Source organism: Halorubellus salinus (genome assembly GCF_020567525.1).
Taxonomy (GTDB): domain Archaea; phylum Halobacteriota; class Halobacteria; order Halobacteriales; family Natrialbaceae; genus Halorubellus; species Halorubellus salinus.
Genome location: NZ_JAJCVI010000008.1, coordinates 91,291 through 111,998 on the forward strand (window position 1 = coordinate 91,291; position 20,708 = coordinate 111,998).

At 67.5% G+C, this 20,708-nt stretch carries 22 protein-coding genes and 1 rRNA gene; 8 read left to right on the forward strand and 15 right to left on the reverse strand.

What is annotated here, in order from left to right; genetic code table 11:
• The first annotated feature begins 17 nt into the window (after positions 1-17).
• Positions 18-815, forward strand: a complete 798-nt coding sequence (locus LI336_RS19690) for an RIO1 family regulatory kinase/ATPase domain-containing protein (protein WP_227134883.1) — start codon at positions 18-20, stop codon at positions 813-815.
• Positions 816-1,049: 234 nt separating this feature from the next.
• The gene (locus LI336_RS19695; RefSeq protein WP_227134884.1) at positions 1,050-2,570 is read left to right on the forward strand and encodes an aldehyde dehydrogenase family protein; all 1,521 of its coding nucleotides are present in this window, start codon (positions 1,050-1,052) and stop codon (positions 2,568-2,570) included.
• Positions 2,571-2,936: 366 nt separating this feature from the next.
• On the opposite strand, the gene LI336_RS19700 is transcribed toward LI336_RS19695, so the two are convergent.
• From LI336_RS19700 to LI336_RS19715, 4 genes are read right to left on the reverse strand one after another with little or no spacing between them, the layout of a single operon-like run.
• Positions 2,937-3,806, reverse strand: a complete 870-nt coding sequence (locus tag LI336_RS19700) for a nitrilase-related carbon-nitrogen hydrolase (RefSeq protein WP_227134885.1) — start codon at positions 3,804-3,806, stop codon at positions 2,937-2,939.
• A complete protein-coding gene (locus LI336_RS19705; protein ID WP_227134886.1) occupies positions 3,803-4,240 on the reverse strand; it encodes an SRPBCC family protein in 438 nt (145 codons plus the stop codon). The genes LI336_RS19700 and LI336_RS19705 overlap by 4 nt, the downstream gene beginning before the upstream one ends.
• A gap of 6 nt (positions 4,241-4,246) precedes the next feature.
• Positions 4,247-4,471: a DUF7123 family protein gene (locus LI336_RS19710; RefSeq protein ID WP_227134887.1), complete on the reverse strand. Its 225-nt coding sequence runs from the start codon at positions 4,469-4,471 to the stop codon at positions 4,247-4,249.
• Positions 4,472-4,519: 48 nt separating this feature from the next.
• Positions 4,520-4,768 (reverse strand): DUF7525 family protein, encoded by a 249-nt coding sequence (locus tag LI336_RS19715; RefSeq protein ID WP_227134888.1) that lies wholly within the window; start codon positions 4,766-4,768, stop codon positions 4,520-4,522.
• A 160-nt stretch (positions 4,769-4,928) separates the two neighbouring features.
• Between LI336_RS19715 and LI336_RS19720 the strand changes: the two genes are divergently transcribed.
• Both LI336_RS19720 and LI336_RS19725 read left to right on the forward strand, forming a co-directional pair.
• Positions 4,929-6,197 (forward strand): LEA/WHy family protein, encoded by a 1,269-nt coding sequence (locus LI336_RS19720; RefSeq protein ID WP_227134889.1) that lies wholly within the window; start codon positions 4,929-4,931, stop codon positions 6,195-6,197.
• A gap of 234 nt (positions 6,198-6,431) precedes the next feature.
• A complete protein-coding gene (locus LI336_RS19725; RefSeq protein WP_264475584.1) occupies positions 6,432-6,827 on the forward strand; it encodes a DUF7528 family protein in 396 nt (131 codons plus the stop codon).
• A 20-nt stretch (positions 6,828-6,847) separates the two neighbouring features.
• On the opposite strand, the gene LI336_RS19730 is transcribed toward LI336_RS19725, so the two are convergent.
• The 8 genes from LI336_RS19730 to LI336_RS19765 form a co-directional block, all read right to left on the reverse strand.
• Positions 6,848-7,879 carry a phosphate signaling complex PhoU family protein gene (locus tag LI336_RS19730; protein ID WP_227134891.1) on the reverse strand — a complete coding sequence of 344 codons (1,032 nt, stop codon included), beginning with the start codon at positions 7,877-7,879 and terminating at the stop codon, positions 6,848-6,850.
• 141 nt (positions 7,880-8,020) lie between these two features.
• Positions 8,021-9,109 carry an ATP-NAD kinase family protein gene (locus LI336_RS19735; protein ID WP_227134892.1) on the reverse strand — a complete coding sequence of 363 codons (1,089 nt, stop codon included), beginning with the start codon at positions 9,107-9,109 and terminating at the stop codon, positions 8,021-8,023.
• A 214-nt stretch (positions 9,110-9,323) separates the two neighbouring features.
• Positions 9,324-10,016: a competence/damage-inducible protein A gene (locus LI336_RS19740; protein ID WP_227134893.1), complete on the reverse strand. Its 693-nt coding sequence runs from the start codon at positions 10,014-10,016 to the stop codon at positions 9,324-9,326.
• Between the two features lie 77 nt (positions 10,017-10,093).
• Positions 10,094-10,858: a DUF5803 family protein gene (locus LI336_RS19745; RefSeq protein ID WP_227134894.1), complete on the reverse strand. Its 765-nt coding sequence runs from the start codon at positions 10,856-10,858 to the stop codon at positions 10,094-10,096.
• Positions 10,859-10,861: 3 nt separating this feature from the next.
• On the reverse strand, positions 10,862-11,536 hold the full coding sequence (locus tag LI336_RS19750) for a DUF2110 family protein (protein WP_227134895.1): 675 nt from the start codon (positions 11,534-11,536) through the stop codon (positions 10,862-10,864).
• On the reverse strand, positions 11,536-12,060 hold the full coding sequence (locus LI336_RS19755; protein ID WP_227134896.1) for a transcription factor: 525 nt from the start codon (positions 12,058-12,060) through the stop codon (positions 11,536-11,538). Before LI336_RS19755 ends, LI336_RS19750 begins: the two co-directional genes overlap by 1 nt.
• A gap of 240 nt (positions 12,061-12,300) precedes the next feature.
• Positions 12,301-12,894, reverse strand: coding sequence for a tRNA (cytidine(56)-2'-O)-methyltransferase (locus LI336_RS19760; protein ID WP_227134897.1), 594 nt, complete (start codon positions 12,892-12,894; stop codon positions 12,301-12,303).
• Positions 12,895-12,963: 69 nt separating this feature from the next.
• The gene (locus LI336_RS19765; protein WP_227134898.1) at positions 12,964-13,713 is read right to left on the reverse strand and encodes a TSUP family transporter; all 750 of its coding nucleotides are present in this window, start codon (positions 13,711-13,713) and stop codon (positions 12,964-12,966) included.
• Between the two features lie 146 nt (positions 13,714-13,859).
• Here LI336_RS19765 and LI336_RS19770 point away from each other — a divergent pair, with 146 nt between their 5' ends.
• Both LI336_RS19770 and LI336_RS19775 read left to right on the forward strand, forming a co-directional pair.
• Positions 13,860-14,774, forward strand: coding sequence for an SDR family NAD(P)-dependent oxidoreductase (locus tag LI336_RS19770; protein ID WP_227134899.1), 915 nt, complete (start codon positions 13,860-13,862; stop codon positions 14,772-14,774).
• A 114-nt stretch (positions 14,775-14,888) separates the two neighbouring features.
• Complete coding sequence (locus LI336_RS19775) at positions 14,889-15,827, forward strand: NAD-dependent epimerase/dehydratase family protein (protein WP_227134900.1); 939 nt, start codon at positions 14,889-14,891, stop codon at positions 15,825-15,827.
• 72 nt (positions 15,828-15,899) lie between these two features.
• On the opposite strand, the gene LI336_RS19780 is transcribed toward LI336_RS19775, so the two are convergent.
• From LI336_RS19780 to LI336_RS19790, 3 genes are all read right to left on the reverse strand, one after another.
• A complete protein-coding gene (locus LI336_RS19780; RefSeq protein ID WP_227134901.1) occupies positions 15,900-16,232 on the reverse strand; it encodes a BsuPI-related putative proteinase inhibitor in 333 nt (110 codons plus the stop codon).
• 222 nt (positions 16,233-16,454) lie between these two features.
• Positions 16,455-17,687: a S8 family peptidase gene (locus LI336_RS19785; RefSeq protein WP_227134902.1), complete on the reverse strand. Its 1,233-nt coding sequence runs from the start codon at positions 17,685-17,687 to the stop codon at positions 16,455-16,457.
• 200 nt (positions 17,688-17,887) lie between these two features.
• Entirely contained in the window at positions 17,888-19,078 is a 1,191-nt protein-coding gene (locus LI336_RS19790) for a S8 family peptidase (protein ID WP_227134903.1), read from the reverse strand.
• 201 nt (positions 19,079-19,279) lie between these two features.
• On the opposite strand from LI336_RS19790, the gene LI336_RS19795 reads away from it, so the two are divergent.
• Positions 19,280-20,050 (forward strand): DUF2797 domain-containing protein, encoded by a 771-nt coding sequence (locus LI336_RS19795; protein ID WP_227134904.1) that lies wholly within the window; start codon positions 19,280-19,282, stop codon positions 20,048-20,050.
• A gap of 370 nt (positions 20,051-20,420) precedes the next feature.
• Positions 20,421-20,708 (forward strand): 16S ribosomal RNA (locus LI336_RS19800); the annotation flags it as partial.

The following is a 20,708-nucleotide window of genomic DNA, read 5'->3' on the forward strand; positions in this document are numbered from 1 at the left end:
GGGGACGACGTTCGACCGTGGCCATCCGCGAGTTCCTCAGGGGGACCGTCGACTGGACGCGACTCGAATCGGTCGCGCGAGCAGTCGCCGAACGGAACGACCGCGAGCGCGTCCACGTCGCGTTCCTCGACGCTGACAACTGGCTGTCGACGCCGATGGTCGTCGACGACGAGTGGTTCGTGAAGGTCGTCACCCCGCAGAACTCCATCGTGCACGCGCTGTTCACCGCCGGCCGGAACCTCGGGGCGTTCAGCGCCGGCACCGAGGGGTTCTTCGATCACGTCGGCACGCCGCTCGCGCTCGCCGAACGCGAACTCGAAGCCGTCAGTCGGATGCACGCCGTCGGCCTGAACGTCCCGCGGCCCATGGACGCGTTCGAGGTCGACGGCCTCGGCGTCCTCGTCCTCGAGTACCTCCCGGACTTCCGGACGTTCGACGACCTCACCGACGCCGAGGCGCGCTCGCACGCCACGGACCTGTTCGCGCTCCTCGCGCGGATGCACGACCAGCGCATCGCGCACGGCGACGTCCGCGGCGAGAACGTCCTCCTCCAGGACGACGAGCTGTACGTCATCGACGCGACGACCGTCCGCGACGAGGGGTTCGTCGGGGCACGCTCGTACGACCTCGCGTGCGCACTCGCCGAACTCGCCCCACGGATCGGTGCACGGGACGCCGTCGCCGCAGCGACCAGCGCGTACAGCGTCACCGACGTCCTCGCCGCCCGCGAGTTCCTCGACTTCGTCGCCCTCCGCCCCGACCACGACTTCGACGCGAACGCCCTCAAGGGCGAGATAGAGAAGGCGGCGACCTGACGGGGGACGCCGTATATAAACGTACCCCCGAGCGTGCGCCAGCAGTGACCCGAACCCCGAGCAGCCACCGACGACACGGCACACGCTAGCCCCTCACATATCTGCGCGTCCCGCCCCGATACCCCCGGTCTCGCCCCCAGTCCACACCCGACCATAGGCGGCAGCATTCGCGCCGACCCGTCGATGGAAGGGGTGGCTTTTTGAATACGTCCCGCGAAATTTTTGCCGAACACGATGACTGACACCTTCCAGCACTACATCGACGGCGAGTGGACGAGCGGCTCGGGCGACGAGACGTTCACGAGCGAGAACCCCGCGACAGGGGAGACCCTCGGCGAGTTCCACCGCGGCACACCCGAGGACGTACAGCGAGCGCTCGACGCCGCCGAGGACGCCTTCGAGGAGTGGCGCGACCTCTCGCACATCGACCGCGCCGAGTACCTCTGGGACGTCTACCACGAGCTCAAGGACCGACACGAGGAGCTCGGACGAGTAGTCACCAAGGAGTGCGGGAAGGAGATCAGCGAAGGGAAAGCCGACGTCACCGAGGCGTGGCACATGGTCGAGTGGGCTGCCGGGAACGCCCGCCACCCCCACGGGGACATCATCCCGAGCGAGATCGCGAGCAAGGACGCGTACATGCGACGCAAGCCCAACGGCGTCGTCGGCTGCATCACGCCGTGGAACTTCCCGGTCGCCATCCCGTTCTGGCACATGGCGATCGCGCTCGTCGAAGGGAACACCGTCGTCTGGAAGCCCGCCGAACAGACGCCGTGGTGCGGACAGATCATCGCGGAGATGCTCGAGGACGCGGGCGTCCCCGAAGGCGTCTTCAACATGGTGCAGGGCTTCGGTGACGCCGGGAACGAGATCGTCGAGAACGACATCACCGACACCGTCCTCTTCACGGGCAGTGCCGAGGTCGGCCACGAGATCTCCTCGAAGGTCGGCGGGATGCCCGGGAAGAACCGCGCCTGCGAGATGGGTGGGAAGAACGCCATCGTCGTCACGGAGAAGGCGGACCTCGACACGGCCGTGCACTCCGCGGTGATGTCGAGCTTCAAGACGACCGGCCAGCGCTGTGTCTCCTCCGAGCGCCTCATCGTCCACGAGGACGTCTACGACGAGTTCAAGGAGCGCTACGTCGACATCGCGGAGGACGTCGCCGTCGGCGACCCGCTCGACGAGAACACGTTCATGGGGCCCGCCATCGAGGAAGAGCACGTCGAGAAGATAGCGCGCCACAACGAGATGGCGCGCAAGGAGGGCGCGAACGTCCTCGTCGACCGCTTCGACCTCGACGACGACGAGATCCCCGACGGCCACGAGGACGGCAGCTGGGTCGGACCGTTCGTCTACGAGATCGAGTACGACACCGACCTCCGCTGCCTCAAGGAGGAGTGCTTCGGGCCGCACGTCGCGCTCGTCAAGTACAGCGGTGACATCGAGGACGCCGTCGACATCCACAACGACGTCCCCTACGGGCTCGCAGGTGCCATCATCAGCGAGGACTACCGCCAGATCAACTACTACCGCGACAAGGCCGAGGTCGGCCTCGCGTACGGCAACCTCCCCTGTATCGGCGCGGAAGTCCAGCTGCCGTTCGGCGGCATGAAGAAGTCCGGGAAGGGCGCGCCGAGCGCGCGCGAAGCCATCGAGGCCGTCACCGAGCGCACCGCGTGGACGCTCAACAACTCGAAGGACATCGAGATGGCGCAGGGTCTCTCCGCGGACATCAAGACCGAAGACGACTAACCGGCGTTCCGTAGCGATCTCTGCTCTTCTTTCCTGTTCTCGCCGCGCCAAGCAATTGCTTCGTCCTTCGAGTATCGACCGGGAGGAGTGATGGCGGCGGTGCTATGTCGTGTGAGGACGAGAGATGCGACACCTCGAATAGGCTCCCGGGTAGCCCCGAGGTGCCGCAGTTGGGCGCGGGCGTAGGTGCGACGGGCGTTAGTGCCGGAATAGACGTGAAAAGCGTCTGCGTCCGGCAGCAGCACCTACTGCCGCATACCTTATAAATGGTTGGTTCCACGACAAGGTTCGCGACGCCATCCCATGCGACAGTATGACGGGATTACGGGGCCTCGCAGAGACGGTCGCGGCGGTCGGCCGCTCGCGTCAGAGCCGGCGGTCGTCGAGCGCGGGGAAGTCGTCGCGAACGTCGGCGACGCGCCCGGGGTCGAGGTCCGCGTAGACGGTCGTCTCGCGGTCGTCGGTCGTCGCCACGGGCGTCCCCCACGGGTCGTACACCGTCGACCGACCGACGAGGTCGGTGCCGCCGACGGTCCCCGCGCCGTTGACCGTCGCGACGTACGAGAGGTTCTCCACCGCGCGCGTCGACGGGAGCGTCTTCCAGTGCTCGACGCGCGGATACGGCCACGCCGACGGCACCAGCACCAGGTCCGCGCCCGCGTCCAGGTACTCGCGGTACAGCTCCGGGAACCGCAGGTCGTAGCACGTCGACACCGCGAGCGTGAACCCCGCGACGTCGACGGTCGGCCGACGCTCACCCGGAACGAGCAACTCCGCCTCCGCGGAATCGTACCCGAACAGGTGGTGCTTGCGGTACACGAGCTCGCGCTCGCCGTCGGGCGAGAACACGACCGCCGTGTTCGCCAGGCCATCGACATCGGGGACCGGCACGTCCACGTCGCTCGCCGCCGTCGCCGCGAGGTCCTCCATCATCGTCCCCGCGAGCACCCAGACGTCGTGCTCGCGCGCCGCCGCCGCGAACCGCTTGAATCGGTCGTCGTCGAGACCGACCGCGTGCCGCGCGTACGAATCGAACGCGAAGTACCCGACGTCGAACAGCTCCGGGAACGCCACGAGGTCCGCGCCCGCGTCCGCCGCAGCCGCCAGCTCTGAGAGCGCGCGCTCGACGTTCGCATCCACCTTCCCCGCGGCAGGAGCGAACTGCACGAGCGCGACGCGAAACCCGTCCCTGCCGACGCCCGTGCCAGCGCCGTCGCCATCACCGGCCGGCGTCATGCTGGCAGCCCGAGGTCCGCGCGCAACGCAGCTTCGAGGTTGTCCAGCTCGCCGTCCAGGTTCTTCTTGAAGTACCGCTCCACGCCCGGGAGCTTCCCCTCCACGCGGAACCGGTTCACGAGCTCGCAGCCGTCCTCGGTCGGCACCACCTCGTGCTCGCCGACCACGCGCATCACCTTCGACCGCCCGACGAACTTCACGTACTCGCCGTCGCGTCGCTCCACGTCCCGCGTCTCCACCGCCGCCGTCCGCGAGATGACCGGAATCGGGAGGCTCACGTGCCACGTCCCACGAGTCCCGTTCGAATCAGGGTCGACGTCGTAGGACTCGACGACACTGATAGCTCCCGCTCGCTTCGCCGGGTCAGAGATGAACGCCCAGACGTCCGCCGCGGGCGCTTCGAACGCGAACGTCCGCTCGACGGTCACAGTCATCGAGAATTAACTCACCGTGACCTTCCAAGTCGTCGAGCGAGCACGCCCCCACTTCTCGATATCGACCTCCTCGGACTTCTCGTCCAGGTTCGGGAGTCGAACGCCCACCTGTTTCGAAGAGAGCCCCAGCGCGTCCCCGATGTTCTTCGAGCGGAAGTACTGCTGTCCGCGCGAGACGCTATCGCGGAGGTACGCGAGAATGCGCTGTTCCTCTTCGGAATACTCACTCATCGATATGCCGGGGGTACGGGACTTAGCGTATTAACGGTTTCCCGGTCGTCAGCCGTCGTACACCTGGACCGCGACGACCGCCAGGACCGCGAACGCCATCGCGAGCGCGAACCCGACCGCGGCGTTGACCTCCATCGCGGCCGTCGTCGCCTCCGGAACGTCGATACCGCCGCGTAGCGACCCCGTCGCGACGAACCCACCCGCCGCCATGACGATGGCGCCGAGGACCGCGCCAGCGCCGAACAGCATCGTGAACCCCACGCCCTTGTCCGACCCACCGGTGTCCGTTGCAGTCATACTCGCCCGTATCCACGCGGCTGACTTAGTACCACCGTCTCCGGTCAGCGGCCGCGAGTCAACCGACCGCCGAGCGGGCTTCGTCGGCGTCGTCGGCCAGTAGCCGCCAAATCTTCTTGCGACAAGACCTTTAGCCGTCGGCGATTGAACCGGGAACGAGATGGGTGCCGACTCCGCAGGTGCCGATGGTACAGGTTCGTCGGTCGTCGCGACGCTCAGGTCGCTCTTCCTCGGGAGTGGCGTCCGGATCGCCGGAACGGGCGTCCTCGCGCTCGTCCTCGCGGTCGGCGTCGCGTTCGCCGCCGGGTTCCTGGGCGTCCCAACGGTGAACGAGTTCCAGAACGAGTTCACTGGCGTGAGCGACTCGACGACGACCATCGGGTCGAAGATCGAGGTGACGAACCCGAACCCGATCGGCGCGGGCTTCCTCGGTGTCTCCGGCGAGTACGCGATAGCGATGAACGACGTCCACATGGCGAACGGGTCGACGGGCCCGATAGCGATGCCACCCGGGAACTCGACGATCGACCTGGAGACGTCCCTCGACAACGACCGCATCCCCGACTGGTGGGTGAGTCACGTCCGGAACGACGAGCAGACGACCGTGAACGTGAACGCCACCGTCGAATCCGACTTCCTCGGTCGGTCGGTCCCGGTCACGCAGACGCGCTCGATCGAGACGGACATGCTCTCGTCGTTCAACTCCACGGAGACGCGGCCGGTGAACTCGAGTAGCCCGCTCGTCAGCGACCCGGTCCTGTACGTGAACGAGACGCGCGCGCAGTGGGGCGAGGTCACGGCCGAGCGCACGGGCATCGCCGTGGACTTCTACGTCTACAACCCGAAGGACTACGCGATTCCCGTCTCGAAGCTGAACTACACCATCGACATGAACGACGTGCGCGTCGGTGCGGGCGAGAACACCGATGAGAAGGTGCTCGAACCGAACTCGCTCACGCAGGTGCGGACGGTGACGTACATCCAGAACGAGAACCTCGACGACTGGTGGGTGACCCACGTCGAGCGCAACCAGCGGACCGAGGTCGTCATCGACTTCGCGGCGAGCGTCGAGGTCGCCGGCACCGAACTCGACATCCCGCTCGAGGGTGCGACGCACCGCGAGACCATCGAGACGGACGTCTTCGGCACGAAGGACGACACTGCGCCGGGGAACGAGACCGACGACGACGCCGGCACCGACGACGAGAGCGGTGACGATACCACCGGCACCGACGACGAGAGCGGTGACGGGACGACCGGCGCCGACGACGGCGACGATACCACCGCCACCGGCGACGATACGACGACTGCGGACGACACGACCACCGGCGACGACGATGGGTCGACGACGAGCGACGACGACGGTACGACCACCGACGACGGCGGCATCCTGCCCGTGCTCGATTCGCACCACGCTCGCCTCGGCTAGGTCGCGGCCGACGCTCGCCGGCCCGAGCGCGCGGTTGCGGTCGGCGCGGGTCGCGGTCGACGCACCGGAACCGGCGACCTTGCGGCGGAAGTGTTTTGTCGATGGCGGCGTTCACGTGGCGTATGGAACGGAGTACTCACTCTCCGGATCGAGTTCTTCTCGGGTGAGCCCGAGGTAACGACCGACGCATCGAGCGAACGCATCCAGGTCACTTTCGACGACGCGTGCGTGGAACTGTCCAGAGCCGACGCCGTCGCGCTCAAAGAGCAACTGGGTGACGCCGTCGTCGCCGACCGCGAGTTCTTCCGGACCGCCGGCCGCCACCGCGAGGACGGCTCGTACGAGGTCCGACGCCGCGGCGCCGATTCCACCGGGAACGCGAAGGTGTTCCGCGACTTCGACGCCGTCGAACGCCTCTACGAGCGCCTCCCGACCGAGTTCGACGCCGACGACGTCTCCCGGACCGGCATCACGGGGTCGCGACGCCACATGCTCGTCCGGCACTTCGCCGAACACCCCGCGTTCGACTGCGAGATAACCACTCGGAGCCCGCTGTGTGCGAAGAAAACCGAGCAGGACGCTCGCAACGCGGACGACGCCCAGCGAGAAGAGGTGGTCGCGAGCGACTAGCTCGCGGCCGACGCACGCGGTCAGTTGATCGTGGTGTGGTCGGACTCCTCGTTCAGCGCGAGGTTCACCGCGATCTCGGCGTTCCGCATCGCGTACTGCGCGGTCTGCTGGAGGCTCACGAGGACCTCGCGGACCTGCAGGAGGTCCTGGTTGTCCATCTCCGGGAGGTCGTTGAGTATCTCGCGTTCGCGGTCACTGATCTCGTGGAACAGCTCGCGGGCCTGGATGGTCTTGTCGTAGTCCCGCGTCACCGCGGACTCCACCGCCAGCGCCGTCAGCTCGTCGACCTGCTCGGTGAACTCCCGGATGCGCCGCATCGTCGACTGGTCGACGTTCAACGTGTGCCCTTCGGCCTCGAGCACGATCTCCGCGATGTCCTCGGCGTTGTCCGCGGTCAACTCGAGGTTCTTCGCGATGGAGCGATACCCGATGAGCGGGAAGCCGTCCGCGAGCCCGACCGCGCGAGCGAGGTTCGGGTTCTGGTACGCCGTGAAGATGAGGCGCAGCAGGAGCACGAATATCTTGTTCGCCTGCCGCTCGCGGTTGAGTGCGCGCTGCGCGAGGTCCGGGTTCCCGTGCGCCAGGGCCTTCACCGCCTCGCCACGCATCGTCGACCCCGTCGACTCCAGGCGCTCGAGGAGGTTGTCGAGCGTGAAGTCCTCCGGGTCGACCGAGCACCGGATCGCGATGCTCTCGGGGGTCTCCTCGATGACGCCCAGGCCCATGAGCTGGGTCTCCGCGCGATAGACGGCGTTGATCTGTTCGCTGTCGAGCGCGCCGGACTCGTTCTCGATGCGGATGACCCTGCGTCCGAGCACGTACTGCGCGACGATCGCGCGCTCGACGGCGTCGGCGTCCAGGTCGTCCGCGTGGATGACCGCCTCCGTCTCCTCGCTGTTCGCCGACTCCGGCATCACCGTCAACGTGCCCTTCCCGCCCATCCGCAGGGACACCTCGTCGCCCTTCTCCACGTCGTGTTCCTTCGCCCACTCGGCCGGGAGCGTCATCGCCAGCGTCGACGGCCCGAGCCGCTGCACTTTACGCGTTTCCATGTCCCCGCCTAGGCAACGGTATACCTTATATTTGCCCCTCGTTTCATAATATACCCTCACCTGTCTTCTAGGCCCTTTCCGCTGGTGGTTCCGTCCGTTAGTGTCACCAAACGTGGAGAAACGGACGTCGACGACCGGGACTCAGACGACCTTCAGGAGCCGATGCTCGTACCGGCCGACGCGGACCTTCTGCCAGCCACGAAGCGATTCGTTGACCGCCTCGTCGTCGGTGTCGACGCGGAGCACGCCGACGTCGTCGAGCTTGCTCGGCGACGCCACCACCTCGACGGTCGACTGCTCGATGACCGGCGGCGAGATCTGGTGGTTCCCGCGCCCGAACACGAACCCCTGGCCGCCGATGGGAGAGACGACGACGACGTTCTCCTCGCCGAGCGCCGCGAGTATCTCGTCCTCGGTGCCATCCCGCACGATCACCTCGCCGTCGCGGTAGACGTCCACGCCGAGGGGCGACGGCTCGAACCCGAGCTCGCGCTTGATCGCGCCGACCGTACTCCCCGGCCCGAGCACGTACGTCACGCCCTCGCGGACATCGCCCGCGAATCCCGCGGCGACGCCCTCCACGCTCCCGCCCGCCACCTGCTTCGAGGACTGCACCGCCTCCGCCACCGGAACCGGCACCACGGCTCGAAGCGTCGTCCGCACCTCGCCCTCGCGGTACGCCGCCTCGTCGATGTCGTTCACCTCGCGTTCCTCGACCGTGTCGAACGACGCGACGACGCGACCGGCGTCGCTCGGCGTCACCCCGAACACCGACGAGTAGATCTTCACGCCCGCAGGCACACCAAGCATCGGCACCGGCGCCGACCCGCCGCCGGCCTCCTCGAGCGCCCGCGCCACGTCCACCGCCGTCCCGTCCCCGCCGACGAACAGCACGAGGTCGACGCCCGCGTCGACGAACGCTCGCACCGCTGCACGCGTGTCCGAAGCCGACGTCGCCGACGCACCCACCTCGTCGGGCTCGTACTCGTAGACCACCTCCGGGTCGAAGCCAGCGTCGACCGCGGCGTCCGCGCCAAGGGCGCCGCTCGCCGTCACGACCGTCACGTCGTCGCGGCGCGCCCGGAGCGCCGACAACGCCGTCTTCGCGCGCTCCGGTGCGCGCGGCTGGGCACCACGCTCACGGGCCTCCTCGACCAGCCCGTCGGTCCCCTTCAACCCGACGCGTCCACCCATCCCCGCGATGGGGTTCACGACCACGCCCACTCGCATACCCACTCGTACGACCGTCGTCGGGAAAAGCAGTCGGTTCCTCTGTCAACGCTTAAGCCACCGCGGTCACAACGGCCGTCCATGACATCGATTCCACTCACCGCAGAACTCGTCGGGAACACGCCGATCGGGCTCGCCGTCCTCGTCCTCAGCCTCGCCATCACCGCCGGATGGCTGTACAAGATCTACCAGTAACGGCCTGGCAGCGGTCTCGCTACTCCTCCCCGCCGTCGACGCGCTCGCGGAGCCACGCGGCCGCCGCAGCGACCTCGTCGGCGTCCGTGGCCGAGACGCGGATGCGGACGCCATCGCCGGGATAACTACCGATAGTGACGTCGAACTCCTCCTGTGCGCGCTCGAAGCGGTCGACGAGCGCCGACTCCGGCTCCGCCGCGAACACCGTCTCGACGTGCACGACGTCACCCTCGAACTCGTCGGCGACCGCCTCGAACATCGGCCTCATCTCACCGGGAACCCCCGGGAGGACGTACGTCGACTCCACGACCGCCCCCGGCGCGACGCCCTCGACGTTGTGGAGGACGCGCGCGTCAGCCGGGATCGCGGTCGTACCAGCAGCGAGGTCGCCAGCGGCGTACCCGCCGTGCTCGACGAGCCAGTCCTCCACCTCCTGACTGTGCCCGACCTCCCGCCCGAACGCCGCCGCAACCCCCGCCATCGTCCGGTCGTCGTGCGTCGGCCCCAATCCACCAGTGACTACCGTCGCGTCGTACTCCGCGTGGAACTCGTTCACGACCCGCGCGATGTCGGCCTCGTCGTCCGGGACCGTCGTCACCCGTCGGACGCGCGCCCCCCGCTCGGTGAGTCGACGACACAACCACGTCGCGTTCGTGTTCTCGGTCTCCCCCGAGAGCAACTCGTCCCCGACGGTGACCACAGCTACGTCCATACCCACCCTACGAGCGTCGCGTTGAAAACGAGACCGACGTCCGACCGCAACCGACGCCCACTCGAACGGCCGACCGGTCAGCCCATGCCCGGTGGCGGGTCCCGGCCGTCGTCCTGGTCGCTCACGTCGAGCCCCAGGTCCTCGCGCTTCTGCTCGAGCTGGCGGATCTGGTAGACGTAGTACGACACGCCGACCGCGCCGATACCGCCGAGGACGAGCACGAGCCCCGCGAACAGCCAGATGTCCCGCGCCAGGTACCACTGGATGGAGAGGTTCCGCGAGAGTTCGTCCCACCGGAGGTGCACGCGACCCGTCGCCTCGTCGAGCGAGCGCTCGTCAGCGCCCGGTGACACCTGTCCGAACAGCGGGAACCCGACGCGCATGTTCTCCGGGAGCACCACGTGATACGAGCCCTCCAGGTACGACGGGAGCAGCAGCGACTTCTGGTCGGTCCGCGTCGTGAACGCGACCTTCCCCGACGACTGCGGGAGGTTCACCACCGTCGCCCCGCCGCGGCGTTCGACCGTGAGATTCGCCGCCGTCACCGTCGTCCCGTTCGGATACCGGTACTTCAGCGCCGCTATCGGGAGCGGATTCCGGGATTCGATACCCGGCCGCCACAGCTCGAACTCCGTTCCCTCGAACCCGGACACGTCGTACACCGCCTTGTACTGGCCGCCCGTGACGTTCACGTAGACGTCCGCGGAGTCGTTCCACTCGTACGTCGCGTTCTCGTTCAACCGCTCCTCGTTGACGCCCCCACCGAACGGCGACGTACAGCCCGCGAGAGCGGCGAGCGCTGCGAGCGACAGGACCGCGAGGACGAGTCGTTTCCGAGCCATCCCTCAGGGAATCACGCAGCGGATCTCCGCCGGCAGGTACTCGCCGATCGCCGCGAGCAACCCTGGCGGGTCCGTGCCCTCCTTACAGACGATGCTCTGCTCGAGGAGCCCGATGCGCTCCACGGTCACGATGTCGCGCGCGTGCCCGGCGCGGTTCACGGTCGCCCGGACCTCCGCACGCGTCGCCGAGTTCACGTTCACGCGCCCGTCGCCACGCGTCCACTCGTAGAGTTCGTCGCGTTGCGCGTCACTCAACCGACTGGGTTCGCCGTCGCCACCGTACACGAACTCCAGGGGCATGTGCTGGACGAGCCCGAACCGCTCGCGGACCTGACTCGGCGTCCCCTGCCCGAGCCCGATGTCCTCCGCGGGCACGTACACGTCCTCGCCGGCGTCGAGCACGAACCCCTCCTCGCTCCAGGAGTCGAACGTCCCGACGTACGTCTCGCCTTCCTGCATGTGCGCGTCTATCTCGCCGAACTCCTCGGCGAGCACGTTCCGCGCAACCACCTCGTCCTCGCCCGTGACGGTCACGGACGGGAAGCCGTCCTGGCGGACGCCGACCTCGAAGTCGACGTCCAACTCGGCGAGCTCGTTCCCCACGAGGCTCGTGAGGCTGTCGACGACGCGGTCGCGAGCGTCACCGGACACGTAGACTTTCGTCGCGAGAACGACCATTATGCGCCCGACTCCACGTTCAGTTCCTCGCGCAGCGCCGCGAGCCGGTCGTCCATCGCCGTGACCAGCCGGTCGTTGTCCATCGACTCCAGGGGCGACCCGCACTCGGGGCACTCGAACCCGAAGTCCATCGCCTCACCGAACTCGAAGCGGATGGAGCACACCTCGCAGAGGTAGAACTCGTGGTTGCGCTCGTACTCCTCGCGGTCCTCGAGCGCCGCGAGCAACCGGTGCATCTCCTCTTCGAGGTTCTCCGGGATGTTCTCGTAGTGGAACGTCCACAGGTACGTGAGCCACCCGGAGTCCTCGTCGCGCAGCCGCCGGTACTCCGCGAGGTCGTTCTCGTAGAGGATGAACAGCGCGCGCCGCACGTCGTTCAGTTCGAGGTCCAGCTCCTCGGCGAGCTCCTCGTCGGTCACTTCGCCGTCCGGGGGTGCCGCCGCAACCGGCATCCCCTTCGGGCCGACCAACTCGTGGAGGTACTTCTGTATCACGGGGTCTTCGAGGAGGTCCTCAAAAGCCATCTTGTACGAAACCGGGGCTTTCGTGAGTTTAAAACTACCGAACGCCCCGCCCGCACGAGCATACGGCGTCCGCCAGGACGGCGTTTCCCGCGGAGTTTCGGAAGTGGAGGGGACGCCCCGCCCGCACGAGCATACGGCGTCCGCCAGGACGGCGTTTCCCGCGGAGTTTCGGAAGTGGAGGGGACGCCCCGCCCGCACGAGCATACGGCGTCCGCCAGGACGGCGTTTCTCGTGTCGCCGTTAGTCGCCGTCGTCGTGGACGCGGTCGTCGGTGGTGTCGACGCGGTCGTCGGGTGCGTCCTCGGGGTCGACGACGCGCTTCCCGGTGTCCTGGGGGAGGACGACGGCCTCGGGGTCCGCCCACTCGCGGTCGAGTTCGCGCCCGTCGAAGAGGCGGTCGAGGAAGACTGCGAGGCCGGCGACCTCGCTGTGGGGTTGGTTCGTGACGCCGACGTTGTAGTCCGCGTGCTCGTAGACGTCGAACGGGACCTTCTCGCTCCCGACGACGACGAGAACCGGCCCGTCGGCGTGCGCGTCGCGAACGTCGGCCTCGACGTCCTGGACGCGCTCGCCGTACATCGTGAGGTGGACGACGGTGCCGTCGAAGTTCCGGACGAACGCCTGCGTGGAGTCGGTGCGTTCCACGTCGAACGGCCCGCCGAAGCGCGCGGTGATGTCGGCGACCGTCTCCTCGGCCTGCGCGGCGTTGTCCGGGAGGACGAGTCGGTCCGCGCCGAGCGCCCGCGCCGTGAGGCCGACGTGCGTCGTCATCCGGTCGTCGCGCCCCGGGCGGTGCTCGAGCCGGCAGACGACGACCTCGTGTTCACCCTGCATGGCGCGGGATTCGGCAGGCGCGCGTAAGCGGGTTACGCTTCGCTCGAACCGACCGGAGCACCCTCGCCGTCACACGCCGAGGATGCCCTTCGAGAGCAAGCGGACGGCGATGACCGCGAACAGCGCGAGCGCGACCCTCGCGAGGACGGCGTCGTCGACGCGGTCGCGGAAGCGCTCGCCGAGCGCGACCCCCACGACGCCGGGGACGGCCGCACCAGCGGACACCCAGAGCGTGCTCCCCGCCTCGAACAACCCGAACTGCCAGGCGACGCCCAGGCGGACGGTGGAGACGCCGACGAGGATCATCGCGAGCACGCCCGCGAACGTCTCCCGGTCGAGGTCGAGACTGTCGAGGTACGCGACCACCTGGACCGCGGCGTTCGAGACGCCGAACACGACGCCGGACGCGAACCCGAGGAACACCTTCATCGTCGTCGTCTCCACGAAGCACGCCCGCTCGAACGCTGCGACGCCCGGCACGCGGACGCGGTCCTGCTGGAGGAGGACGTACGCGAGCGTGAACGCCCCGAGGCCGGTCGCGACCAGGCGCCCCGGAACGACCGACAGGACGGCCATCCCGGCGACAGTCCCGACGACGGCCGCGGCGACGAACGGCCAGAACCGACGCACGCACGACCGCAACCCCGACCTCGTGAGCTCGCCGAGCAACCGGAGGTTCGCCGCGAGCATCGGTACGATCATCAACGCCACCGCAGTCGTCGGCGACAGCACCGACGCGAGCACCGCCGTTCCCGCGATAGCGTACCCGAACCCGACCAGTCCCTTCACGACCCCGCCGAGGCCGACCACGGCGAGCACCAACAGAACCGTCGACGTCGAAAGCGACACGACTCACCGCTCGACGCCCACCAGCAAAATACCGATGGCGCGCGTGCACGAACGCCGGCCTGGCGTCGTCGACGCACGACCGCAGACTTATTCCGCGAGCGTCTGAATCTCCCGGTATGACACGACCCGAAGTCGTCGCCGGCGTCGCCGACGCCGACCTCGACGGGCGAACCGTCTTCGTGACGGGCGCCACGCACGGCGTCGGCCGGGAGACCGCGCTCGCGCTCGGCCGACTCGGTGCGCGCGTCCTCGTCCACGGCCGCGACCGGACCGCCGGCCGCGCCCTCGCGAACGAACTCCGCGAGCTCGACGCCAACCCCGTCTTCGTCCGCGCCGACTTCGCCGACCCCGACGCGCCGAGCGAACTCGCCGCCGCCGTCGCCGACCGCGTCGACGAACTCGACGTCCTCGTGAACAACGCCGGCGCGCACTTCGACGGCCCGAGCCTCGCCGCCGGCGTCGAACGGACCTTCAGAGTGAACCACCTGTCGCCGTTCGAACTGACGCAGGAACTCCTCGACGACCTCGCCCCCAAGGGACGCGTCGTCACCGTCGCCAGCGCCGTCCACGAACGCGCCACCGCAAGCGACCTCACGACCGAGGCCGTCACCACCGTCGACGAGTACGACGGCTTCCAGGCGTACGCCCGCTCGAAGCTCGCGAACGTCCTCTTCTCGCGCGAACTCGCCGCCCGCAACCCCGACAAGCTCGTGAACTCGCTCCACCCCGGGTTCGTCCCCGGGAGCGAGCTCTGGCGGGACGCCTCGTTCCCCGTCTCGGTCCTCATGCCCGCCCTCGGCGTCCTCCCCGCGTTCGTCCTCGAACGGATCGCCGACACCGTCGAGACAGCCGCCGCGACCAGCGTCTACCTCGCCGCCGCCGACGACTACGACGTCACCGGAGAGTACTTCTCGAACGCCAGCCCGAAGACGCCGTCCGCGACCGCGCGCGACGACGACCTCGCTCGCGAACTCTGGGACCGCACCGAATCCCTCATCGCCAACCCACCCACGCCCGCGAGCGACGACTGACTGCGACACGTCAACGACCAGGCGAGCACCGAACGTCAGGCGACCATCGAACCCCGGCCCCGAGCGTACCGTAACATCAGAAATCTCTTAGGCGACTCCGGCGACGTCCCAGGCATGGACCTCACCGACAAGCGCGTCGTCGTGACCGGCGCTGCCGGTCTCGTCGGCTCGCACCTCGCCGCCGAACTCGCCGCCGACAACGACGTCCTCGCCGTCGACGACCTCTCGAAGGGGACACGCGACCAGGTACCCGACGACGTCGAGTTCCGACAGCGAGACATGACCGACGAAGACGACGTCGCCGACACCATCACCGACGACGTCGACGTCGTCTTCCACTTCGCGGCGTACACCGACACGAACTACGACGACGACCGGAAGCTCTTCGAGGAGAACGGCGGGATGACGTACAACGTCCTCGAACGCATGCACGACGTCGGCGTCGACAAGCTCGCGTTCACTTCCTCGTCCACGGTCTACGGTGAAGCCCCCATGCCCACGCCCGAGGACTACGCGCCCCTCGAACCGATCAGCATCTACGGCTCCTCGAAGCTCGCCGACGAAGCCATCATCTCCACGTACGCCCATTCCTACGGCATCCAAGCGTGGGTGTACCGGTTCGCGAACATCGTCGGCCCGAACCAGCGCGGGAACGTCATCCCCGACTTCATCGAGAAACTGCTCGCCGACCCCGAGACCCTCGAGATACTCGGGAACGGCCGTCAGGAGAAGTCCTACCTCCACGTCGAGGACTGCATCGACGCCATGCTCCACGTCGTCGAGCACGCCGACCGCGACCTGAACACGTACAACCTCGGCACCAGGACGACCACGAGCGTCAACCGCATCGCCGACATCGTCGCGGACGAACTCGACTGCGACCCCGACTACGAGTACACCGGCGGCGACCGCGGCTGGACCGGGGACGTCCCGAAGATGCGTCTCTCCATCGAGAAACTCGCAGCGCTCGGCTGGGAACCACCGCGCTCCAGCGACGAATCCGTCGAGAAAGCCACGCGCCAGCTCGCCGCCGAACTCCGCGACGGATACTGACCCTTCGAGCGTCCGGCGCGCGTTAGCGCGCCGTTTCGACGGTGGAACGGTTCGCTCCGAGAGACGCGTCGACTACACCGAGAACGACGTCGCCGCCTCCGCGTCCGCGTCGTTCGCCGCGAGCCACGCCCGCGCCTCGTACTCGCCCGACGGCGCATCCGCCCACGTCGCGCCGTACGACGACGACTCGCCGGGCGCCCACGCCTCCGACTGCAGCATCTGCGCGAACATCCGGCCCGCCGCGAACGACCACACCTCCTCCCCGTCCTCGAACACGACCACGTCGTGGGTCTGAGCGTTCGAGAACTGGAGTTCGACCGGCTCGTCGCCGTCGTTCGTCACCTCGTACCTGAACTCGACCGTCCCATCGGCCACCGTCGCAGACAACGACCCGGAAAGCGTCATGCCCAGCCGTACCCGCGCACGCGACGTAACCCTTTCCCCGCAGCGACTTCGCGCCACCGGGTATCGGTCGCTCGCGCGAACCGGCCACGCCTCTCGAAGCAATAACGACCTTCGAAGAAGTACATCTATTCCGTGCGCACGCGAGCGCACGCGAGAGCTCATCAGTCGTACCCCTCGCCGAGACCGAGCGTCACCCGAAACCGAGCGTCCGTCGGTAGGGGCTCAGTTGTCGCTGGAGTCGTAGCCGAGCGCGCTCGCGACGTCCAGCAGGCCGGACCCGGACTCGTTACTGCCGAGGCCGATGTCCTCCGCGCTCGACTTCAGCGTACTCCGGACGTTCGACGCGGACATGCCACCGGCCATCAACTGGCCGGCTGCACCCGCGACGTGCGGACACGCCATCGACGTGCCAGAGAACGTATCGTAGCCACCCGGGACCGTCGACCGGATGTCCGACCCCGGCGCCGCGATCTCCACCTGCGAGCCCGTCGACGAGAACGACGACAGCGAATCGTCGCTCGCCGTCGAGGACACCGCGACGACCTCCGAGTACGCCGCCGGATACCCGACGCAGTCCGAACACGGGCCGGAGTTCCCCGCCGCCGCAACCAGGAACACGCCCTTGTCGGCCGCGTACTGGACCGCGTCCTGCAGCGTGGACGACCCGGAGGACGCGCCGAGACTCATCGACGCGACGTCCCAGCCCTGGTCCGCGACGTACTCCACACCCGCCGCGATGTCACTGAACGACCCCGACCCCTGACTGTCGAGGACCTTCACCGCGTGCAGCGTCGCCTCCGTGGAGACGCCGACGACGCCCTCGGTGTTGTCGTCCGCGCCGGCGATGCCCGCGCAGTGCGTCCCGTGGTCGTTGTCGTCGTCCCAGGACTTATTACAGCCGCTACAGGTCGCGTACGCCTTCCCCGAACCCAGGTTCGCCTGGAGGTCCGGATGGTCCGAGTCGATGCCCGTGTCGAGGATGGCGACGTCCGCACCCGAGCCCGTGTCGCCGTTCGCGTGCGCGACCTCCGCGTCCACGCGGTCGACGCCCCACTCGAGCGTCTGGCTCGTGTCACCACCGTCGCCGCCGTCGCTCCCACGACAGCCCGGCCACGGGTCACAGGACCCCGGTGGGCCGCCACTGGACTCCACCGGATCGATGGCGTGCATCAGGCCGTTCTTCTCGACGTACCGGATGTTCGGGTTCTTGCGGAGGGCCTTGGCGGCCTTCCGCGGAAGTTCGGCTGTGATGGCGTCGAACCCGAACCGTCGACTCACCGAATCGGCGGCCTTCTCCGCGGCCGCTCGCCCTCGCGTCCCCGCGAACCCGATGTTCACCTCTACCTTCTCCGTCGGCTCCCCGCTCGCGAGCCCCGCTGCGCTCGCCCCGGCGACCGCGGATCCCGCCACTTTCAGTGCCTGACGTCGACTCACTCGCCTGTCGTTGTCTACCATACGACCAACGGTGATAGTGGATGGTAATTAAAACTTTCCCAGCAGCCCCGGAAACAACCACCCAATATAAAAATATCCGCGGCCAGGAGAAGTAGAATAAAAAACCCCGCACGCGAACCACATACATCTAGCATCGGTAGCGCTGAAAAGAACCTGCGAAGGGGTCGTTCCCCAGTACGCGCCCCGCCGCGCGCGACGACTCAGTCGTCGCTCGAATCCAGGCCGAGCGCGCTCGCGACGTCCAGCAGGCCCGCGCCCGACTCGTTGCTGGCCAGGCCGATGTCCTCCGCGCTCGACGTCAGCGTGCTGCGCGCATCCGACGCCGTCGCTCCGTCGGCCATCAGCTGGCCGGCCGCGCCCGCGACGTGCGGGCACGCCATCGACGTCCCCGAGTACGTGTCGTACCCGCCGTTGCTCGCGACCGACGAGTAGATGTCCGACCCCGGCGCCGCGATCTCGACCTCCGGCCCGGTCGAAGAGAAGTCCGAGAGCGTGTCGTCACTGGCCGTCGAGGACACCGCCATTACCTCCGAGTACGCCGCCGGGTACCCGACGCAGTCGCTACAGGGCCCGGAGTTCCCCGCCGCCGCGACCTGGAACACGCCCTTTTCCGCAGCGTACTGGACCGCGTCCTGCAGCGCCGACGAGCTAGAGGACCCACCGAGGCTCATCGACGCGACGTCGTAGCCCTGATCCGCGACCCACTGGACGCCCGCCGCGATGTCGCTGAACGAACCGGACCCGCACTTGTCCAGGACCTTCACCGCGTGCAGCGTCACGTCCGGCCCGACGCCGACGGCGCCCTCCGTGTTGTCGACCCCACCGGCGATGCCCGCGCAGTGCGTGCCGTGGTTGTTGTCGTCGTCCCACGACGTGTTACACGTGTTGTCGGCCGGCTTCGCCCCGAACCGACATCCGCCTTTGGTCGAACACTGGACGAAGGACTTGCCCTTGCCGAGGTTGCCCTGGAGGTCCGGGTGGTCCGAGTCGATGCCCGTGTCGATGATGGCGACGTCCGCACCCGACCCCGTCTCACCGTTCGCGTGTGCGACCTCCGAGTCCGTGCGGTCGATGCCCCACGGTGTCGTCTGCGCGAGCGCGTGCATCTCGCCGTTCTCCTCGACGTAGCGGATGCTCGGGTTGCGCTGAAGCGCATCCGCCGCCTTCTTCGGGAGCTGTACGGTCATCGCGTCGAAGTTGAACTCTCGGACGACCGAATCCGCCTTCCGCTCGACGGCGGCCTTCCCGCGAACGTCGTCGAAGCCGACGTTCACCTCGACCTTGTCCACAGGCCGCGCCTCGGCCATCCCGACGATGCCCGTCGCCGCGAGTGCGCCAGTCGCCGTCTTCAGTACGTCCCGTCGCGAGGTATGCTTGTCCTTACCAGACATGCAAACCAATGGTGATGACCAATGGTATTTAAAAGTATCCATGGAAGAGAGGAAAGAATGAAATAAACAAACATTCAACCCGATACGGCTTGGGAAACGTAACTCGACACGAAGCCTGCCGCCCCATCCCCCAGCGAACAGCACGAACTACCACACACGCCAAGCGGTACCGCTAAACGACCATCGCCCCAACGCCCACTCGTGCAGATCGTCGGCTACGAACCAGCACGACCCCCCACCGACCAGCCAGCACAGCCCGCGGCCCTCCACGTCGCCGACGACGACCACGTCCACCACGTCGAACTCACCCCAGGCACCGAACTCGCCTACACCCTCCACGACCGACACTGCGCCGGCCACAGAGACGACGCCGGCCACCACCCCTGCCCGAACGACGACGCACCCCACTGCCATCAACACACCCGCACGTGGGCCTGCGCTCGCTGCACCGGCGACTGCAACCTCCCACTCGACACCTGTACCGACGAACACGCCATCTACCTCGCCGCATTCGCCCCCGACACGTTCAAAGTCGGCGTCACACGCAGCTGGCGCCTCCAAACACGGCTCTACGAACAAGGCGCCGACCGCGGCGCACACATCAACACCGTCCCAGACGGTCGCATCGCGCGGCAACTCGAAGCCGAGATCGCCGAAACCCTCACCGACCGCGTCCGCACCCCCACCAAACGCCGGAGCCTCGCCACCACCGTCGACGACCACGCCTGGAACGCACTCCTCGACGAACACGACGCACTCGACACCTACACGTACGACCACGGCCTCCAACTCGACACCGAACCCGTCGCCGAAACCCTCGCCACCGGAACCATCCGCGGCACCAAAGGCCGCCTCCTCGTCCTCGACCACAACGACACCACCTACGCCACCGACCTCCGCGACCTCCTCGGCCACGACGTCACGCCCGAACCAGCAACGCGCGACGTCCAAGCCAGCCTCGGCAGCTTCTAGCTATATACTCTGCACCCGAGATATGTTTAAGCTCGAGAGAAGCGCTCCAAACACCGACGACTATGTACTCGAAGCGACGGCCTTAGGTACCTCCGAGAATGGGAACCGATAGCAGGCGGAGCAACGAAACAACGGGGTTAAGTATGGACCAGCCATTTCAAAATAATGTGAACGGCGCCCCGGAACGCCCCGGGCGCCAACGTATGAGGATTCCGCCCCTGCGGTCCGCCGTCAAGACGGAATCTGATGTTAGCCTCGACGGTTCGGCGACATCCGATCGGATGCGTCGAACCAGATCCATTTGCAATGAGATAAGGAACACACCCATTCGGGTGTGTCCCGCCACCCCCCGAGCCTTGAGCTCGGGACCATTCCGGTTGATCCTGCCGGAGGCCATTGCTATCGGAGTTCGATTTAGCCATGCTAGTCGCACGAGTTCATACTCGTGGCAGATAGCTCAGTGACACGTGGCCAAACTACCCTATGGACAGGCATAACCTCGGGAAACTGAGGCCAATTCCTGATACCGCTTCCCACCTGGAATAGGGGGAAGCACCAAACGTTACGGCGCCATAGGATGTGGCTGCGGCCGATTAGGTAGACGGTGGGGTAACGGCCCACCGTGCCCATAATCGGTACGGGTTGTGAGAGCAAGAGC

Coding starts and splice junctions, on each gene's coding strand:
- LI336_RS19780 (WP_227134901.1), bottom strand. CDS start 16,232: ATGACGCTTTCCGGGTCGTTGTCTGCGACGGTGGCCGATGGGACGGTC.
- LI336_RS19770 (WP_227134899.1), top strand. CDS start 13,860: ATGACACGACCCGAAGTCGTCGCCGGCGTCGCCGACGCCGACCTCGAC.
- LI336_RS19775 (WP_227134900.1), top strand. CDS start 14,889: ATGGACCTCACCGACAAGCGCGTCGTCGTGACCGGCGCTGCCGGTCTC.
- LI336_RS19750 (WP_227134895.1), bottom strand. CDS start 11,536: ATGGTCGTTCTCGCGACGAAAGTCTACGTGTCCGGTGACGCTCGCGAC.
- LI336_RS19720 (WP_227134889.1), top strand. CDS start 4,929: ATGGGTGCCGACTCCGCAGGTGCCGATGGTACAGGTTCGTCGGTCGTC.
- LI336_RS19785 (WP_227134902.1), bottom strand. CDS start 17,687: ATGGTAGACAACGACAGGCGAGTGAGTCGACGTCAGGCACTGAAAGTG.
- LI336_RS19740 (WP_227134893.1), bottom strand. CDS start 10,016: ATGGACGTAGCTGTGGTCACCGTCGGGGACGAGTTGCTCTCGGGGGAG.
- LI336_RS19710 (WP_227134887.1), bottom strand. CDS start 4,471: ATGAGTGAGTATTCCGAAGAGGAACAGCGCATTCTCGCGTACCTCCGC.
- LI336_RS19755 (WP_227134896.1), bottom strand. CDS start 12,060: ATGGCTTTTGAGGACCTCCTCGAAGACCCCGTGATACAGAAGTACCTC.
- LI336_RS19715 (WP_227134888.1), bottom strand. CDS start 4,768: ATGACTGCAACGGACACCGGTGGGTCGGACAAGGGCGTGGGGTTCACG.
- LI336_RS19790 (WP_227134903.1), bottom strand. CDS start 19,078: ATGTCTGGTAAGGACAAGCATACCTCGCGACGGGACGTACTGAAGACG.
- LI336_RS19705 (WP_227134886.1), bottom strand. CDS start 4,240: ATGACTGTGACCGTCGAGCGGACGTTCGCGTTCGAAGCGCCCGCGGCG.
- LI336_RS19760 (WP_227134897.1), bottom strand. CDS start 12,894: ATGCAGGGTGAACACGAGGTCGTCGTCTGCCGGCTCGAGCACCGCCCG.
- LI336_RS19735 (WP_227134892.1), bottom strand. CDS start 9,109: ATGCGAGTGGGCGTGGTCGTGAACCCCATCGCGGGGATGGGTGGACGC.
- LI336_RS19745 (WP_227134894.1), bottom strand. CDS start 10,858: ATGGCTCGGAAACGACTCGTCCTCGCGGTCCTGTCGCTCGCAGCGCTC.
- LI336_RS19730 (WP_227134891.1), bottom strand. CDS start 7,879: ATGGAAACGCGTAAAGTGCAGCGGCTCGGGCCGTCGACGCTGGCGATG.
- LI336_RS19695 (WP_227134884.1), top strand. CDS start 1,050: ATGACTGACACCTTCCAGCACTACATCGACGGCGAGTGGACGAGCGGC.
- LI336_RS19700 (WP_227134885.1), bottom strand. CDS start 3,806: ATGACGCCGGCCGGTGATGGCGACGGCGCTGGCACGGGCGTCGGCAGG.